The sequence below is a fragment of the Bacillus sp. FJAT-49736 genome (genome assembly GCF_018343615.1).
GTDB lineage: Bacteria > Bacillota > Bacilli > Bacillales > Bacillaceae_C > Margalitia.
In genome coordinates, this window is the sequence record NZ_JAGYPI010000001.1 from 1,168,478 (window position 1) to 1,185,212 (window position 16,735).

The window sequence follows — 16,735 nt, forward strand, 5'->3', positions numbered from 1 at the left end:
ACATGGTCAAGATTGATTCACGAATTCCACTATATTATCAATTAATGGATATATTAGTAGAAAAAATGGATTCAGGAGAGCTGAAAGAGAATGATCAGTTGCCTTCAGAGCGCGAATTATGTGATTCCTACCAGGTCAGCCGCACAACCGTTAGGCAAACAATGCAGGAATTGGAAAAGCAAAGGTATATTTATAAAATTCACGGGAGGGGAACGTTCGTTTCACCAAGAACGTATAGCCAAAGTCTGGTGAAATTCTACAGCTTTACGGAAGAGATGAAAAAATTGAACAAACAACCGACAACAAAAGTTGTTTCATTTGAAAAAATCCTTTGCGATAAAAAGATCGCTAAAGTCGTGAATTTGATGGTGGATAGCGAAATATTCAAGATTATCCGACTTCGGCTTGCTGACGGTGAACCGATGCTGTACGAAACATCTTATATTCCTGTCCAATATTTTCCCAACCTCTCACCTGAAGAATTGGAACAGACACCGTTGTATGAAGTATTCCGTTCCCAGTATAACGTGAAAATATCTAGTGCCAGGGAAAGCTTTAAAGCTGTAAGCGCCAATAAGGTGGAAGCAGATATGTTAATGATTAAGGAAGATTTTCCATGCCTGTTGTTGGAACGAATTACATACAGCCCATCTGCAGTGATTGAATACACCGTTTCGATAGCTAGGGGAGATAAATTCACCTATACGGTGGAACTAAAATAGGGGCTGTACGAATTTCTATTTTGTTCTGCTGGATTAAAATTAAAAAACGTTTGTGGAAGAAGTTTCAGACTAGTCGTTTGCCTATCTATGTAAGATTATAAAATTTAAAAACAAATAAAGTCAGGGAACACTTAATGAGATATAAATTAAATCAAATGAACCTTCATTTTGAAGGTTTTTTGTTTGCATATTATTATTATGGTTTCTGAATCCTTCATATCATTCGCTTACCCATATGTTGCAGAATCCTTACATAAGCAAGAGATTAGATGGTTATATGAAGCTTTTTACAATCAAATAGGGATGCTCATTGAAGATTACGAACAAATTTATAGCTCTTGGTTCTTCTTTCACGGTTCAAGTTTGTACGAAAGCAAATTAGTGAAAATTTTATTAACTGTTTAAATGATATTTCTGTTCTAGCCTGACCACCGGTTTCTTTAGGTAAAAACGAGTAAATTAAAAAACGATGACCGGGACATACTGTATTAACAAAAATTTGATCTTTTGTTAATTCCAAACTAGGTATGGGATGGCTGGGACTTGGCGATCATCGCCATCATCATTGATGGTATCGTTGAATTGATGAAATATTATGGTGGGATTCAATATCTTCTAGAAAAGGTTACGTCTAGGGTGAAAAGCAAAAAAGGGGGAGAAGCAGGCATTTCAGCACTAGTAAGTTTGGAAGATATCGCCACTGCCAATAATACTATTTCAATTGTTGCGGCCGGCCCAATTGCCAAAAAGCTCACGGAGGAATATGATATTGATCCGAGAAGAACAGCCAGTCTTCTCGACATCTTTTCATCTGCATTTCAGGGTATAGTGCCATATGGTGGACAATTCCTTGTTGTCGCAAGTCTTGCGAAAATTTCACCAGTGGCAATTATGCCTTACAGCTTCTACTCTATATAATGCTTGTGTGTTGGATATTAGCAATAGCCTTTGGTATTCCAAAATTTAAAAATATAACTAAAAATGAAGTAAATCCTAAATCTAGCTCGATGTAAGGATTAATAAAATGGGGCAGGTAATTTAATATAAATTATCTGCTACGTTTTAATGTTCTCATTATTACTCAAATTCAGTTTTTTCTACTTTGGTTATAGCATAAGTATATAATATTTTGTGCTAAAATAGATTGTAATACAGAAATTACTATACTGATGAAAACAAAGAATATTGGGTACATTAATTGACAAGTAATGGTACGGGAATATAATACATAATTAATTCGGGGGAGTGAAATTCATGAGTGACAAAAATACTACCTCACTTCAATGGGACAAGGATTTGGATGAACTATTAAAGAAAATGGGCATGGAAGGTAGTCCAATAGATGTCATACATTCTAAATTAGAGGCGGAATTTAAGGACAAGCTGTATATCGGTTTTTTCGGTTCCCCTGGAGCGGGAAAATCTACCCTGATGAACAAGATAGCTGGGAAGAAGCTTGCTGATGCTGGAGTGAAGCCTGGTGTAAAGCTAACGGAATTTGCATGGGGAGAGAATGATTCAATAATTTTTACGGATCTTCCAGGTTTCGGTGGAATTCCTGAGGAACACGGTTATGAAAATTATTGGGATGAATATGAAATAGATAAATTTGATGTGTTGATTTGCATTTTTGAATCCAAATTGAATGAAATGGATGTAACATTCTTCAAAAGAGCCATTGATTTAGGTAAAAAAGTTATTTTTGTAAGAAGCAAATCGGATGCTATTTATGATGAAGAAATACCCGTTTCAGAATTAAAAAAGGAAATTGAAGAGGAATTTATTAAAAAGGTGTTTGGGAAAGAGTTTTCATTATTATTTGTTAGTTCCAAGACTGGGGAAGGGATTGATGAGTTGTTATTTGAAATCTCCAGCCAGCTGGATGAGCAGTTGAAGGAAAAATTTTTTCGTAATGCAAAAAGCTATTCAGAGTCCTTTCTTAGGTATAAAGAAAAAGCCTCGTTAAAGACTGTTTTGCTTTTTTCCACTCTTTCAGCGGGAACTGGCGCTATAATGATCCCAGGAATAGGTGCAGCAATAGATATACCTTCTACTATAAAAATGGTGAAAGAAATTGGTCGAAACTTTGGATTATCAGAAAAGAGAATTAGCCTGTTGGAAAGTAAAGCATCCAGTGATTTGAAAAAATACAATTTAATCATTTCCACTTTAAGAAATGTCGGTAAGGAAATAGTGATAAAATACGTTGTGGAAAATGCCGGTAAAGAAGCGTTGAAGAATGTAACCAAATTAATTCCTATTATAGGTGCTGGTGCAGGATTTGCGCTTACCTATAATGTTGGCAAAAATACCATTAAATCTTGTAGTGAATTAGCACATGAGATTATGAGAATTGAGCTTGAGGAGCACTATAAGTAAATAACGTAAATGGTTGTGCAGCATTGGTTAATGGACCAGTGCTGTTTTTTTTGAAACTCAATACATATTTTGCAAAGCATTGCAACTTTGGAGGATTTTAGATCAAAATGGCGAATTTTGTAATCTGTATAAAAATATAGGGGGGAGATTTAATGCTGTTTCTTGATCTACTATTAATACTGTGTATCATATCATTATTTATTATAGTTCCGTTTTTGCGATATCAACAAAATAGTTACCGAAAAGAAACAAATTATTCATTCTTGAAAGTGTATTTAGATAAGGGACTATTAGGAGAATATCTTACCTATACGATGCTTCAAAAGCTTCCTGGAGAACATAAGACGATTGTAAATACTTACTTACCAAACAGTAAAGGTGGAACAACGGAAATCGATCTTGTATTCATCCACGAAACAGGGATTTATGTTATAGAATCGAAGAATTACAGCGGTTGGATATTTGGAAAGGAAAGCGACCGTAATTGGTGTCAAATGTTGCCGAATCGCCAAAAGAGTTATTTTTATAATCCAGTAAAGCAAAATCAAACCCATATGAATGCTTTAAAAAGAGAATTACCCACAATTGCAGAAAAGAATATGTTTTCTCTTATTGTTTTTAGCAATCGCTGTCAATTAAAGAAGATCTCCGTTGATATTGAAAATGTTCGTATAATAAAGCGGGATCAATTAACTTCATTACTAAAAAAGTTAATAATTAGGTCGCCGAAGATACTTAATCAAGATTCGATTTTCTATATTTATAGCAAACTAAAAGAGTATTCAAATGTATCACAAGAAGTAAAAATGAAGCATGTTGATCAGGTTAGGAAATATAAGTAATGAAAGGCTCTGGAATTTATTAATCAAATATTTTAATTAATGGATAGATTATTTATATAGAACATATTTGCAACTTTGATTGTCTTGATTATGAAAGAAAAGTAACCCTCCCTGTGTGCTAATAGGCGAAGGGTTACTCTTTCACTTTTAGCCACTACATTTCTTGCAGAGTAGCTATTGGAACGCTGAGGTTGGAGCACCGACGTTCTTTTTTATTGTATTCGTATAATTATTATAATATACGCATTAGTAAGGATCTTTATATGAAAGGGGAGAATAATGTCTTCTTCTTTATAAAAAATGACCTTAAAAAGTGATATTTATAAAGTCAATTTTCTTCCATCAATAATTCAACTGCTGGTACATCTGCGGGAGCCCACTTCAAGGAATCTAGATTCTCTCTTTTTAGCCAAAGAAGGGAAGAGTGCTCCTTTGGTGTTGGAATTCCTTCTACAATACTACATTTAATAGCAATTAAGTGGATGAGAAAGGTATCGTATTCGTGAATGAGTTCATTGTGTATTTCATGCGTTTCAATTTTACTGTTCAGTTCCTCATCAATTTCTCTAACTAAGGCAGAATATATATCCTCCTCTTTCTCAACCTTTCCACCGGGAAATTCCCACCTATTAGGATTAACCATTTTAGGTGAGCGAAGTGCACAAAGAATTTCTTTACTGTCATTTTCTATTATTGCTGCTACCACTTTGATCGTTTTTTTCATATTTCCTCCAATGTACTAGCTTTAATAGACCATGGGATTTTTTTTATTTTTAATTAGAAAAATTTTCTTATGCAATATTATACTTATTTTTGATTTGTAAATACAAAGTCAATGTTAGTAGCTAGAACAGGCGCCAATTGATGGAAAGATAACTACTATGGTTAAAACAAAAAACCTAAGTGATTATTTTCACTTAGGTCGCGATACTACTTTTATTCTTAATGATATTTCGACTACAAAAAGTAGTAATCTTAAATTATATCTTAGAAACCTGTTCTGTTGTTTTCGAACCCTGCACTCGTATTGTAGCTTTCCGAACTAAAACAAAATAAGAAAGGAATGCCAATAAGCTTGAACAGAAGATGGTGATGCCCATCGGAACGCCTGTATACGATCCAGCTATTCCGACAAGCGGAGCTGATAACGAGCCAAGTACAAATGGCAATAAGCCCAATAATGCAGAGGCACTGCCTGCAATATGTCCTTGTGACTCAATGGCTAATGCAAAGGACGTCGTCCCAATGATACTGATGGATAAAACGAAAAAGAAAATTGGGATGGCAACGGCGATTAGCGGTGCTTTTAATAGAAGAGCAATGAGTAAGCATATCCCCGCTAAGTTAGAGATTCCTAAACCGATCTTTAAGAATGTCCGCTCTGAAATAATGTCTGTTAAGCGGCCAACCGATTGACTTCCAATAATTAACGCTAAGCCATTCACTCCGAATAAGAGACTGAATTGTTGAGGAGTGACATGGTAAATATTTTGATAGACAAATGGAATACCAGATACATAGGCAAAAATTCCAGCAGTCGTAAATCCTTGCGTGAATGCGTATCCCATAAATTCTCGATCCTTGAATAGGGAGCCGAAATTGCTTAAGAGTTGAGGCAAATTACTAGGCACTCGTCGTTCCACTGGCAAAGTTTCTTTGAGCTTCAAGGTAACAGTGAAGATTAATATAGCCCCGATACATGCCAAAACAATAAAAACTCCGTTCCATTTTGTGAATGAAAGGATGATTCCACCAGCAACCGGTGCAACAATGGGACCGAGGTTACCGACTAATACCATTAATGTAAAGAACTTAGTTAATTCTTTTCCACTAAAAAGGTCTCGGACAACGGCTCTGGAAACCACAAGTCCACCGGCTGCAGAGAAGCCCTGAATGAAACGTGCTGCAATTAGGAAATAGATATTTGGAGCAAACGAGCATGTTAAGGAAGCTAATAAGTATAAGCAAAGGAAAAATATCAAAGGCTTTTTGCGTCCTTTTACATCGCTCAATGGTCCGATAAATAATTGTCCTGCCCCAAGCCCCAATAAACAAGCGGTTAAGCTGATTTGTACGAGTGAAGCGGTTGTATGAAAATCTTTTACAATAGTAGGGAAGGACGGTAAGTATGTGTCAATTGTAAAAGGGCCTAAAAGTCCAAGTGATCCTAACAGGATTGCAAGCTGTATTCGTTGTTTTCCACTAGGTGTGTTCAATATATTCTCGCCTTTCAATTAAATTATTATTTTCAATGGTACCGGTCTTGTTTTTACAATAGAAATATTCCTTCAGGCTATCCACAACACCCCCATACGACGTGAAGCAAATTTTGTACTAACTAACCGAAATACCATGGACCATTCATTTCGAAATCCGAAATTACGTAATCCCCATTATAACTTGATTTTATTTGCGGGTAAAGATGAAAATGAGCTCAGACAGCCTAATTTTGATGTATTCATGAAAATTCTGTAACTTTTTTATTTTAAAATTGGTCGAAATGTATGAACATATTTGAAAATGCAGCATATACTGCCTACTGTGAGAATTTTTAAGGGAGAGGTATTGAAATGGAAAACATTCAGTTAAAAACATCTAGAGAAAATGAGTGCAAGGATGGAAGTAACGGATATAAGATTATTGAAGTAAATGTTACGGATCCATCAGAAAGCTTATTTTCAGTAGTTACTCCTATCAAAAAGCAATAAAAGAAAAACATTATCAGTAAAGCTGTTTTTTACTGATACATAGAAAGATGGTTTTAGAGGTGCCAGGCACCATGCTTCTGCATGGTGCTTCATTATTTCATCTGCTGGTATTCCTTATATTTCAATAGGTGTAAAAAGGGGACAAGCATTTGCAGCTGATATTTTAATCTATCAAAAATGTTATAAATAAAAAATTAATTTTAGAAAATAAAAAAAATTAAAACAAAACTATTTACAGATTGAAATTTTTGATAAATAATATAGTCAAACGTCTAACGTAACCGCTTTCGAAGGAGCTGAACAATGCTTACAATCTACGATATTGCAAAAAAAGCAGGTGTCTCTGCAGCAACCGTTTCTAAAGTACTCAATGGAAGGTCGGATGTTGGCAAAAATACCATCGAAACCGTGAAACGAATTATCGAGGAGTCTGGCTACCAGCCGAATTCCATCGCGCGCGGATTAGCAACAAAGAAATCCAATACGGTTGGTGTGTTTTTTCAGGACCATTTAAATACAGGGTTTCGTCATCATTTTTTGCAGGATATTCTGGCAAGCTTTAAGGATGTGATTGGGGAGAGTGGCTACGATCTTATTTTTTTCGCAAATAATCATCCGAACAATCATGCTGAAACATTCGAAGCACGGGCAAAAAATCGAAATGTAGATGGTTTGTTCTTGCTTGGTGTACCTCGAACAGACCCTAATCTGATGGGAATTGTCCAAAGTGGTATACCTTGTATGTCCATTGATTTGGATTTAATTGGTCCAAAGGCCAATTATCTTTGTTCTGATAACCTCGGTGGCGCCATGATGGCCATTGATCATTTAGTGGAAATGGGGCATACAAAAATTGCTTTTATTTCCGATGTTTTTGTCACGAAACCTGGTTCTGATCGCTTAATTGGCTTCAAAAAAGCAATGGAAAAGCATCAGCTGCCTATATTAACCAAATGGATCTTGCCAGGAGATTTCTCTGAGAACGGCGGCTACCTTTCTGTAAAAGAGCTGCTGGAAAGCGATTCTTTGCCTACGGCTATTTTTTGTGCAGGCGATATGATGGCAATAGGGGCTATGAAGGCTATGGAAGAAAAAGGGCTGGAGGTAGGGAAGGATATTTCCCTGATAGGCTTTGATGATATAACTCTTTTAAAATATGTAACTCCAAAGCTAACAACCATAAGGCAAAAGAAAGAAGTAATGGGCCAATTGGCAGCCAAAGAATTACTGAAGCTAATGAATGATACTAATTATTCTGCTAGCCCCTTCACGATCGAAACGGAATTAGTGATCCGGGATACGGTTGCGAAATTGCCGGTTTACAAATAGATATGCATCTTTTCGTTAGTAGAAGATTTTAAGGAGGTGGTGTGTTGGCTAAGGCTAAGCTTTAGTCAGGAGAAATGTAAACGCTTTAATTCCTGTCACATTGAAAATTTTTTATTTATTTTCGAAACCGCTTTCGAAAAATTAGGGGGTATGTAAATGAAGATTAAAAAACTAGCAGCACCAATTCTGATGATCTTTATGGCTCTCACCTTAGTCCTGGCAGGATGTACCGATAAAACTACTACAAATTCAGGAAATAACAATAGTAAAGGTGGGAAGGCAGGAAAACCATTAGTGATTGGCTTGTCACCTGCAGGTCAATGGCAAGAGAACTTCAATCCATTCTCAAACACCGCAATGGGTGGAACAAACGGCTTAATTTTTCAGCCTCTTTATTATTTTGACCCTGTCAGCGGAAAGGAAAATCCAATGTTGGCAACGAAATATGAATGGACAGACGGCAATAAGACACTCGTTGCGACCTTGCGTGACAATGTAAAGTGGTCAGATGGGCAAGCATTTTCTGCAGATGATGTTATTTTTACATTTGATTTATTGAAAAAGGATCCAGCAGCAGATACTTCTGGTATTTGGAAGGAAGTCACTTCCGTGGAGAAGCAAGGGGATAATCAGGTTGCCTTTCATTTTGATCAGCCAAACGTTCCTTTTCAATCGTATGTTCTAGGGGTGGATATCGTACCTCAGCATATTTGGAAAGACCTTGGGGAGGCTTCCAAAGCAAAAATTACGAAACAGTATGCAATTGGAACCGGCCCGTATTTGCTAGATTCCTTTTCTCCTCAGCTATATAAAATGAAGGTGAATCCAACCTTCTATGGCGGCGAATATGATGTGAAAGAGTTGCAATTCCCAGTATATGCAAGTAATGACAGTGAGCAATTAGCCTTGACGAAAGGCGAGCTTGATTGGACAGGTATTTTTATTCCTGATGCAGATAAAGTGTATGTATCTGTAGATAAGGAACATAACAAATACTGGTTCCCGCCAAGCAACAACGTGACACTTTACCCTAATTTAACGAACCCTCTTTTGAAAGATGTCAACGTACGTAAAGCAATTAGTTTAGCGATTGATCGCAAAAAGCTTTCCGAGCAAGCAGCATCTGGATATGATCCCTTATCAAGCACAACCGCACTAATTCTCCCAAGAGACCAAGAATGGGTCGATCCAAGTATTCCACAAGAAAAATTAGAATTTGTTTTTAATAAAGACGAAGCCGTGAAAACATTGCAGGACGCAGGCTATAAAAAAGGCAAGGACGGCATATTTGTTTCTCCAGACGGTAAGAAATTGTCCTTTACTTTACAAACTGTTTCCGGCTGGACCGATTGGACTACCATGGCACAGCTGATTTCTCAAGGATTAAAGGAAATTGGTATAGATGTGAAAGTCCAACAGCCTGATTATGCTGCCTATGCAACAAATGTAACTGGTGGCAAATATGACTTGGCTATTTCTTGGACCAACTCCGGACCAGATCCATACAAACAATACCAAGATATGTTGAACAGCCATGGTAATTGGAACTTAGAAAAATGGAATGATCCAGAAACGGACGCTGCCTTGAAGAAATTCCAGGGCACTACCGACAAAGCGGTACAAAAAGAAGCCATTAATTATCTGCAAAATGTCATGGTTGATAAAATGCCAACGATACCGCTTGTGAATGGACCTGTTTGGTATGAATATAGGACGGAAAACTATACTGGATGGCCAACGGAGGATGATCCATATGCGAACCCAGCTCCATTTAACTGGCCAGCGCCATCCATTGTCTTATCGAAGTTAAAGCCTAACAAATAATATTTGATTGATAAAATTGCAATACAAAAGGAAAAGGGTACTTACCCTTTTCCCTTAAACTTAGTGTGTTTTCGTATAGCTGGTTATTTATCTTAGACTTCGCTCGGGACATCTTTTCTTTGAACGTTACTCATTCTTCAGATTTTGTCTGTAAAGCAATAAGGTTTAAGAAAAGGGCCTTTCCTAATAACAGGGGGGAAAATATGCGCTACGTACTCAATCGCCTTGGTTTTTTTGTCTTATCCTTATGGGCAGCCATTACGATTAATTTTATTCTTCCACGGATGATGCCGGGCAGTCCTGCTGATGCTATGTTTGCCAAATTCCAGGGAAGGCTGACACCGGAAGCATTAGATGCAATGAAGAAAGCCTATGGGGTGGGGCAATCTACTTTATGGCAGCAATATATTGATTATCTCCACGGTTTATTTACCTTTAATTGGGGCTTGTCCTTCATGCAATATCCAACACCCGTGAAGGATATGATTCAAGGAAGTATTCCTTGGACCATTGGTTTAGTCGGTATTTCGACGGTGCTTTCTGTTTTTATTGGAACGACATTAGGGATTTATATTTCTTGGAAAAGAAAAGGATTTTTAGATAATACCTTACCGATCGTTTCTATGATATTTCAAGCAATGCCTTATTTTTGGGTAGCACTTCTATTTGTTTTTATTTTTGGTTTTAAGCTCAACTTGTTTCCGATGGCACATGGTTATGACCCGTCCTTGACTCCTGGATTTAATGGGACCTTTCTAACCAGTATTTTTAATCATGCTTTCTTACCTGGGCTTACCTTATTACTCGGAAGCTTGAGTGGTTGGATTGTGGGGATGCGGAACAATATGATGTATACCCTTGGGGAGGATTATGTCACTTTTGCCGAAGCAAAGGGAGTAAGCACCTCGCGCCTTATGTTTTCCTATGCAGCAAGGAACGCTATTTTACCGCAGTTAACAAGCTTTGCCATCGCTATTGGCAATGTTGTTAGTGGATCTATTTTAACGGAACAAGTGTTTTCCTATCCGGGAATCGGGAACCAGCTGACCTCTGCTGTGCAATCACAGGATTTCCCAATGATTCAAGCATCGTTTCTTTTAATTGCTGTGACTGTATTAGTGGCGAACTTAATTGTTGATTTATTGTACAGTCGGTTGGATCCGCGGATTCGGACTGGGAGGGGATTAGAAGGATGAATACTGAAATTACTCCATCTTCGCAAATAAATAGGAAGACACCCTACCAATTTCTTCATTTATTCAAGCCATTAAAGCTATTTTTCAGTAATGGAAAATCAGCGACCGGTTTTATTATCTTTTTACTATTTTTAGTGGTTGCTATTTTTGCTCCGGTGATTGCACCTTATTCACCGACTGCAGCTATTTATGATCCTAATTTATCGCCGACTGCGGAGCACTGGTTTGGAACGACCAACACGGGCCAAGATCTTTTTTCCCAATTTATTTATAGTGCAAGAACGACGATGATTGTCGGTTTTGGGGCTGGAATTCTTTCCACCTTTATCGGATTGATCTTTGGTGTGATAGCCGGCTATCGGGGAGGATTAATCGATTCCATTCTTTCTTTTATCATGAATATCTTCTTAGTTATGCCAGGCCTTGCATTGCTTATCGTAATAGGAGCGTATCTAAAGTCTTCCACTCCTTTTGTGAATGGTTTAATTATTGCATTAACCGGCTGGGCATGGGGTGCACGCGTATTTCGCTCGCAAACGATGACATTGGCAAATAGAGATTTCATTTCTGCGGCCAAAATGTCCGGGAAATCTCCGCTAAGAATTATGGTAACGGAAATCTGTCCGAATATGATGTCCATTATCGCCGGGAACATTATGTTTGCGACATTAGGTGCGATACTTGCGGAAGCTGGCTTAGCCTATTTAGGATTTGAAGACATTAATTCAACGAGCTGGGGGACTATGCTATATTGGGCAAGCTCTAATGCCGCATTATTAAGAGGTGCATGGTGGTGGTTTGTACCGCCTGGGCTTGGTATTGCATTAGTGGGACTCAGTCTTGTATTGATGAACTTTGCCATCGATCAAATTACCAATCCTCGTTTGAAGGTTCAAAAAAGGAGGAAGAATCGTGGAAGATAAGCAGCCTATACTAGAGCTTGAAAATGTTTCCGTTGGCTATGATTCTCCATCTGGGATGGTTCAGGCCGTTAATAATGTCTCGTTGAAAATCTACGAAAATACCATTGTTGGTTTGATAGGGGAATCTGGTTCAGGAAAGTCTACATTAGGGAATGCCATTATGCGTTTGTTAAGGAACAATGCTGTCTTGACCTCTGGAACTATTAAGGTGATGGGAAAAGACGTTTACAGCATGAATAAAAATGATTTGCGAAAATTTCGTTGGAATCAAATGTCTATGGTTTTTCAAAGTGCCATGAACGCCTTGAATCCTGTCTTAACAATTGAAGAGCAAATACTGGATGTTTTTCTTAGTCATGATAAAGGTATGAGTAAAAACGAGGCTAGAAAGAAAGCAATCGAATTAATGGAAATTGTCAGTATTGATCCCAAGCATTTAAAAAGCTATCCACATGAGCTCTCAGGAGGGATGAGGCAAAGGGTGGTTATTGCGATTGCAATAGCTCTGGATCCAAAGCTTGTCATCATGGATGAGCCGACAACTGCCTTGGATGTAGTGGTTCAACGTTCCATATTGGATAAAATTAAAGAAATTCAACGAGTAAAAAAGTATGCAATTTTGTTCATCAGCCACGACTTTAGCTTAGTTTCAGAACTTGCATCGAAAGTGGCGATTATGTATGCCGGTCGTTTTATTGAAGTGACGGATACGATATCACTAATATCTTCCGATAGACATCATCCGTATACACAAGGCTTGCTTAAAGCGATTCCTCATTTAACTTCCGAAGATGTAACGATTGAAGGCATACCTGGAAATCCGCCAAATTTGGTCGAGCTTCCAAGTGGCTGTGCTTATCATCCACGTTGTCCGTTTGCTTTCGACTTATGTAAACAGTTGCAGCCGGAAATCCGGTACGTAGAGGGCAGGGCAATCGAATGTCATCTTTATGAAACGGTACATAGAGAGGGGTGAATTCCTTGAATCCATCATCTATTTTAGTAGAAGTAGAGGATCTTATCGTTAAGTATCCTGTTCGCGGGGATCGGAAAAAGAAATATATTACTCCAGTTGATAAGGTGAATCTTCAAATTAAGAAAGGGGAAGTACTTGCTCTTGTTGGGGAGTCTGGTAGCGGTAAGACAACGATTGGACGTGCTTTAGTGCGGCTTTTAAAACCAACAGAGGGCAACATCACCGTTCTTGGAAGAAAGATTCATGAGATCAAAGGGAAGGAACTGCATGAATATCGGCAGGTTGCCCAAATGATCTTCCAGGATCCGTTTGGGTCATTAAATCCGGTGAAAACGACCGAAAGTCATTTAAAGTTCCCTTTAAAAAAGCACCAGGGCTTTAAGGCGAAAGCGTTGGACGAAAAGGTGTCAGAATTACTTTTTCAGGTCGGCTTAACTCCTGTTGAGGAAATAAGGAAAAAATATCCCCATGAATTATCCGGTGGGCAGCGACAACGGCTGGCTATTGCTCGAGCGCTAGCAGTCAACCCGCAATTTATTGTGGCAGATGAGCCTACCTCCATGTTGGATGTGTCTATCCGAGCAGGAATTCTGCAGCTAATGAATGATTTGAAGCGGGATTTAGGTCTATCTTACTTATATATCACACATGATCTGGCATCGGCACGATATTTTGGCGACCGAATAATGGTTTTATATGGTGGGAAGGTAATGGAAATCGCCGAGTCAAAGGAATTAATCAAAAATCCGTTAAATCCATATACCCGATTGCTTTTAGCTGCCACTCCCGGCAGTGAATCGCAAATCGATTTAACGAATATGACGAATGATCCTCCTGATTTGTCGGTCGGCAGGAAAGGCTGTCCTTTCGTTCATCGTTGTCCTTTAGCAACGGAAATTTGCAAGGAGACAATGCCGGATTTAGTAGAGGGAGACCATAATCATTTTGTGGCGTGCCACCATTTAGATAAAAGGGAACAGTGGAACTAATGGTTCGAAAAATCAAGGATTGAAATTGAAAGGGTGAGAAAATGAAATCATTTCCAAATTCATTTACTTGGGGAGTTGCTACCGCATCCTATCAAATTGAAGGTGGAGCACATGAAGACGGTCGAGGGGAATCCATTTGGGACCGTTTTGCCCGCCAGCCAGGGAAAGTTTACAAACAACAGAATGGTGAAATTGCCTGTGATCATTATCATCGTTATGCAGAGGATGTCCAGCTTATGGCCGAGCTAGGAATAAAATCCTATCGTTTTTCCTTTGCATGGCCGCGACTTTTTCCTGAGGAAGGAAAGTTCAATCCACAAGGGCTGGAATTTTACAGACGTTTGCTTGATGAGTTAGAGGAAAAAGGAATTACGCCATCTGCAACCATCTACCATTGGGATTTGCCAACATGGCTTCAGGATAAGGGCGGGTGGACGAACCGGGAAACAGTCGATCACTTTGTGACATTTGCTAAGGTTTTGTTTGAGGAATTTGGGCACCGTATTAAATCTTGGATTACGCATAATGAACCATGGTGTGCTTCCTTTCTGAGCTATGCGCTTGGTGTTCATGCACCGGGACGTAAGGATTGGAATGAAGCATTGATTGCATCGCATCATTTATTATTGTCCCACGGCAAAGCAGTAGAATTGTACCGTTCCATGGGATTAGATGGAGAAATAGGAATAACACTCAATTTATCACCAACTATTCCAGCAACAGATTCTCCGGAGGATGCGGCTGCTGCGTATCGATCAGATGGCTTCGCTAATAGATGGTTTTTGGATCCTGTTTTTAAGGGACGTTACCCAGAGGACATGGTGGCATTATATGAAAATAGATTTGGTCCCTTAAGCTTTATCAATGAGGGAGACTTGGATACTATTGCTGCTAAAATAGACTTCTTGGGGATCAACTATTATTCACACAATATAGTAGAAGCGGATGAGAAAAATGATATTTTGCGAGCGACAACGATTGGGGAAACGGAAAATGTGACTGACATGGGTTGGGGAATCCATCCGGAATCACTATATCACTTATTGACTAGGTTGAAAACAGAGTATACCGATTTACCACTTTATATTACGGAAAATGGGGCAGCATTTCCTGATCAAAAAATAGACGGAAAAATAGAAGACAATGACCGCATTCAATATTTGCATGATCATTTTGCTGCAGCTCATCGCTTTATCGAAGAAAACGGAAATTTACAAGGCTACTATGTGTGGTCTTTTATGGACAATTATGAATGGTCCTTCGGCTACTCCAAACGTTTTGGAATTGTCTATGTTGATTACGAAACCCTAGAGCGAACTCCAAAGGAAAGCTATAAATGGTATCAAAAGGTGATTGAACATAATCAAATTGACTAGCTTTGCACTAGAATAGCCGAAAGGAGGAGTAGGAGTGAAGATTAAGCTTATTACTACTACCTATCAAAATGGTGAAAAGAATACATTGGAAAAAGAGAAGGATTTTTCCGCTGACAATGGGGTGGAGATGCAGGTTGTTAATCTGTATCCTGATGTGGAATATCAAGAATTTGACGGTTTTGGTGCTGCCATTACGGAAGCGGCAGGCTATACTTTTTCCTTGATGAGTGAAGAAAAGCAAAACCAAATACTGGATGCCTATTTTGGTGGAAATGGCATTCGCTATCAGTTTATCCGCTCCCATATCGACAGCTGTGACTTTTCTATTAATCCATATACAGCAATGGATGACCCAAATGATGCGGATTTCAAGTCCTTTAGCTTAGAAAGAGATGAAAAGTACATCATTCCTATGTTGAAAAGGGCTGAGGAAACTGCTGGAAAACCATTAAGTGTTATGTTATCCCCTTGGTCACCTCCAGCTTTTATGAAAACGAACGGATCCAGAACTGGTGGAGGTGCTCTGAAGCCTGAGTATCGGTCTTTTTGGGCAGAGTACATATGCCATTATATTAAAAAGTATCGGGAAAAAGGTTTTTCCATTGATATGGTCACCATTCAAAATGAGCCGAATGCCAAACAAACCTGGGACTCCTGTCTATACACATCACAGGAAGAAAAGGAATTTTTGCGAGATTATTTATATCCTAGTTTAACAAAAAATGGATTAGAGGATATTGCCGTCTTTATTTGGGATCACAATAAGGAAAGAATGTATGAGCGGGCACGTGCAATCATGGATGAAGAAACGAATAAGATGGTACAGGGTGTTGCTTTTCACTGGTATACCGGTGAGCATTTCGATGCCATCCAGCTTGTTCGAGATACATTTCCAGATAAAAAATTGTATTTCACAGAAGGCTGTGTGGAATATAGTCGTTTTTCACAGGAAGGGCAGCTGGAAAACGCTCAAATGTATGCTTATGACATTATCGGAAATATCAATTCCGGAATGAATGCCTTCATCGATTGGAATATCATTCTTAATAAAGAGGGTGGCCCCAATCATGTGAACAATTTCTGTGATGCACCGATTATGTGCGACACCGAAAATGACATCGTGGAGGAAAAATTATCTTATACCTATATAGGTCATTTCAGCCGTTATATTGAACCTGGTGCAAAGCGAATTGCTACGACAAAATATACGGATAGTCTAAGCTTGACCGCATTAAAAAATCCGGACGGATCTATTGTTATCGTTTTACTTAATCGTTCTAAAGAAGATATTCCTGTTCATTTGAGATTAAATGGTGAAGTTGCGGAGTTTTCGATACCTGGAGATTCGATTATGACGGGAATTGTGTGATGGTCATTTGTAATGAAGGATAGACGATAAATAGCCCTCCCAACATTGTTTATTGGGAAGGGTTATTTTTAACTTATTAGAAACGGACTTTTACTGGTATAT

Annotated in this window: 16 protein-coding genes; 14 read left to right on the forward strand and 2 right to left on the reverse strand. The window is 38.4% G+C overall.

Annotated elements, in window-relative coordinates; genetic code table 11:
- Positions 1-2 precede the first annotated feature (2 nt).
- From KHA87_RS06200 to KHA87_RS06220, 5 genes are all read left to right on the forward strand, one after another.
- Entirely contained in the window at positions 3-722 is a 720-nt protein-coding gene (locus tag KHA87_RS06200; protein WP_213093220.1) for a GntR family transcriptional regulator, read from the forward strand.
- 183 nt (positions 723-905) lie between these two features.
- Positions 906-1,127 carry a hypothetical protein gene (locus KHA87_RS06205; protein WP_213093221.1) on the forward strand — a complete coding sequence of 74 codons (222 nt, stop codon included), beginning with the start codon at positions 906-908 and terminating at the stop codon, positions 1,125-1,127.
- Between the two features lie 138 nt (positions 1,128-1,265).
- Positions 1,266-1,640 carry a Na+/H+ antiporter NhaC family protein gene (locus KHA87_RS06210; RefSeq protein WP_249310150.1) on the forward strand — a complete coding sequence of 125 codons (375 nt, stop codon included), beginning with the start codon at positions 1,266-1,268 and terminating at the stop codon, positions 1,638-1,640.
- Between the two features lie 336 nt (positions 1,641-1,976).
- Positions 1,977-3,101 (forward strand): GTPase, encoded by a 1,125-nt coding sequence (locus KHA87_RS06215; protein WP_213093222.1) that lies wholly within the window; start codon positions 1,977-1,979, stop codon positions 3,099-3,101.
- Between the two features lie 152 nt (positions 3,102-3,253).
- Positions 3,254-3,943 carry a nuclease-related domain-containing protein gene (locus tag KHA87_RS06220; RefSeq protein WP_213093223.1) on the forward strand — a complete coding sequence of 230 codons (690 nt, stop codon included), beginning with the start codon at positions 3,254-3,256 and terminating at the stop codon, positions 3,941-3,943.
- A 328-nt stretch (positions 3,944-4,271) separates the two neighbouring features.
- Here KHA87_RS06220 and KHA87_RS06225 read toward each other — a convergent pair whose 3' ends face one another.
- Positions 4,272-4,667: a (deoxy)nucleoside triphosphate pyrophosphohydrolase gene (locus KHA87_RS06225; RefSeq protein WP_213093224.1), complete on the reverse strand. Its 396-nt coding sequence runs from the start codon at positions 4,665-4,667 to the stop codon at positions 4,272-4,274.
- Between the two features lie 256 nt (positions 4,668-4,923).
- Positions 4,924-6,159: a multidrug effflux MFS transporter gene (locus KHA87_RS06230; RefSeq protein ID WP_213093225.1), complete on the reverse strand. Its 1,236-nt coding sequence runs from the start codon at positions 6,157-6,159 to the stop codon at positions 4,924-4,926.
- A 354-nt stretch (positions 6,160-6,513) separates the two neighbouring features.
- Here KHA87_RS06230 and KHA87_RS06235 point away from each other — a divergent pair, with 354 nt between their 5' ends.
- From KHA87_RS06235 to KHA87_RS06275, 9 genes are all read left to right on the forward strand, one after another.
- Positions 6,514-6,651, forward strand: coding sequence for a hypothetical protein (locus tag KHA87_RS06235; RefSeq protein ID WP_213093226.1), 138 nt, complete (start codon positions 6,514-6,516; stop codon positions 6,649-6,651).
- Positions 6,652-6,954: 303 nt separating this feature from the next.
- Positions 6,955-7,980 carry a LacI family DNA-binding transcriptional regulator gene (locus KHA87_RS06240; RefSeq protein WP_213093227.1) on the forward strand — a complete coding sequence of 342 codons (1,026 nt, stop codon included), beginning with the start codon at positions 6,955-6,957 and terminating at the stop codon, positions 7,978-7,980.
- A 156-nt stretch (positions 7,981-8,136) separates the two neighbouring features.
- Positions 8,137-9,804, forward strand: a complete 1,668-nt coding sequence (locus tag KHA87_RS06245) for an ABC transporter substrate-binding protein (RefSeq protein WP_213093228.1) — start codon at positions 8,137-8,139, stop codon at positions 9,802-9,804.
- 203 nt (positions 9,805-10,007) lie between these two features.
- Positions 10,008-11,000 carry an ABC transporter permease gene (locus KHA87_RS06250; protein ID WP_213093229.1) on the forward strand — a complete coding sequence of 331 codons (993 nt, stop codon included), beginning with the start codon at positions 10,008-10,010 and terminating at the stop codon, positions 10,998-11,000.
- Complete coding sequence (locus tag KHA87_RS06255) at positions 10,997-11,923, forward strand: ABC transporter permease (RefSeq protein WP_213093230.1); 927 nt, start codon at positions 10,997-10,999, stop codon at positions 11,921-11,923. The genes KHA87_RS06250 and KHA87_RS06255 overlap by 4 nt, the downstream gene beginning before the upstream one ends.
- Positions 11,913-12,899, forward strand: coding sequence for an ABC transporter ATP-binding protein (locus KHA87_RS06260; protein ID WP_213093231.1), 987 nt, complete (start codon positions 11,913-11,915; stop codon positions 12,897-12,899). Before KHA87_RS06255 ends, KHA87_RS06260 begins: the two co-directional genes overlap by 11 nt.
- Before the next feature lie 5 nt (positions 12,900-12,904).
- Positions 12,905-13,888 (forward strand): ABC transporter ATP-binding protein, encoded by a 984-nt coding sequence (locus tag KHA87_RS06265; protein ID WP_249310152.1) that lies wholly within the window; start codon positions 12,905-12,907, stop codon positions 13,886-13,888.
- A gap of 41 nt (positions 13,889-13,929) precedes the next feature.
- Positions 13,930-15,264 (forward strand): GH1 family beta-glucosidase, encoded by a 1,335-nt coding sequence (locus tag KHA87_RS06270; RefSeq protein WP_213093233.1) that lies wholly within the window; start codon positions 13,930-13,932, stop codon positions 15,262-15,264.
- Between the two features lie 34 nt (positions 15,265-15,298).
- Complete coding sequence (locus tag KHA87_RS06275) at positions 15,299-16,633, forward strand: glycoside hydrolase family 30 protein (RefSeq protein WP_213093234.1); 1,335 nt, start codon at positions 15,299-15,301, stop codon at positions 16,631-16,633.
- Positions 16,634-16,735 lie beyond the last annotated feature (102 nt).

Bases quoted from the DNA above. Each gene is read 5' to 3' on its own strand.
- KHA87_RS06200 (WP_213093220.1), top strand. From the start codon at position 3: ATGGTCAAGATTGATTCACGAATTCCACTATATTATCAATTAATGGAT.
- KHA87_RS06215 (WP_213093222.1), top strand. From the start codon at position 1,977: ATGAGTGACAAAAATACTACCTCACTTCAATGGGACAAGGATTTGGAT.
- KHA87_RS06220 (WP_213093223.1), top strand. From the start codon at position 3,254: ATGCTGTTTCTTGATCTACTATTAATACTGTGTATCATATCATTATTT.
- KHA87_RS06225 (WP_213093224.1), bottom strand. From the start codon at position 4,667: ATGAAAAAAACGATCAAAGTGGTAGCAGCAATAATAGAAAATGACAGT.
- KHA87_RS06235 (WP_213093226.1), top strand. From the start codon at position 6,514: ATGGAAAACATTCAGTTAAAAACATCTAGAGAAAATGAGTGCAAGGAT.
- KHA87_RS06240 (WP_213093227.1), top strand. From the start codon at position 6,955: ATGCTTACAATCTACGATATTGCAAAAAAAGCAGGTGTCTCTGCAGCA.
- KHA87_RS06245 (WP_213093228.1), top strand. From the start codon at position 8,137: ATGAAGATTAAAAAACTAGCAGCACCAATTCTGATGATCTTTATGGCT.
- KHA87_RS06250 (WP_213093229.1), top strand. From the start codon at position 10,008: ATGCGCTACGTACTCAATCGCCTTGGTTTTTTTGTCTTATCCTTATGG.
- KHA87_RS06255 (WP_213093230.1), top strand. From the start codon at position 10,997: ATGAATACTGAAATTACTCCATCTTCGCAAATAAATAGGAAGACACCC.
- KHA87_RS06270 (WP_213093233.1), top strand. From the start codon at position 13,930: ATGAAATCATTTCCAAATTCATTTACTTGGGGAGTTGCTACCGCATCC.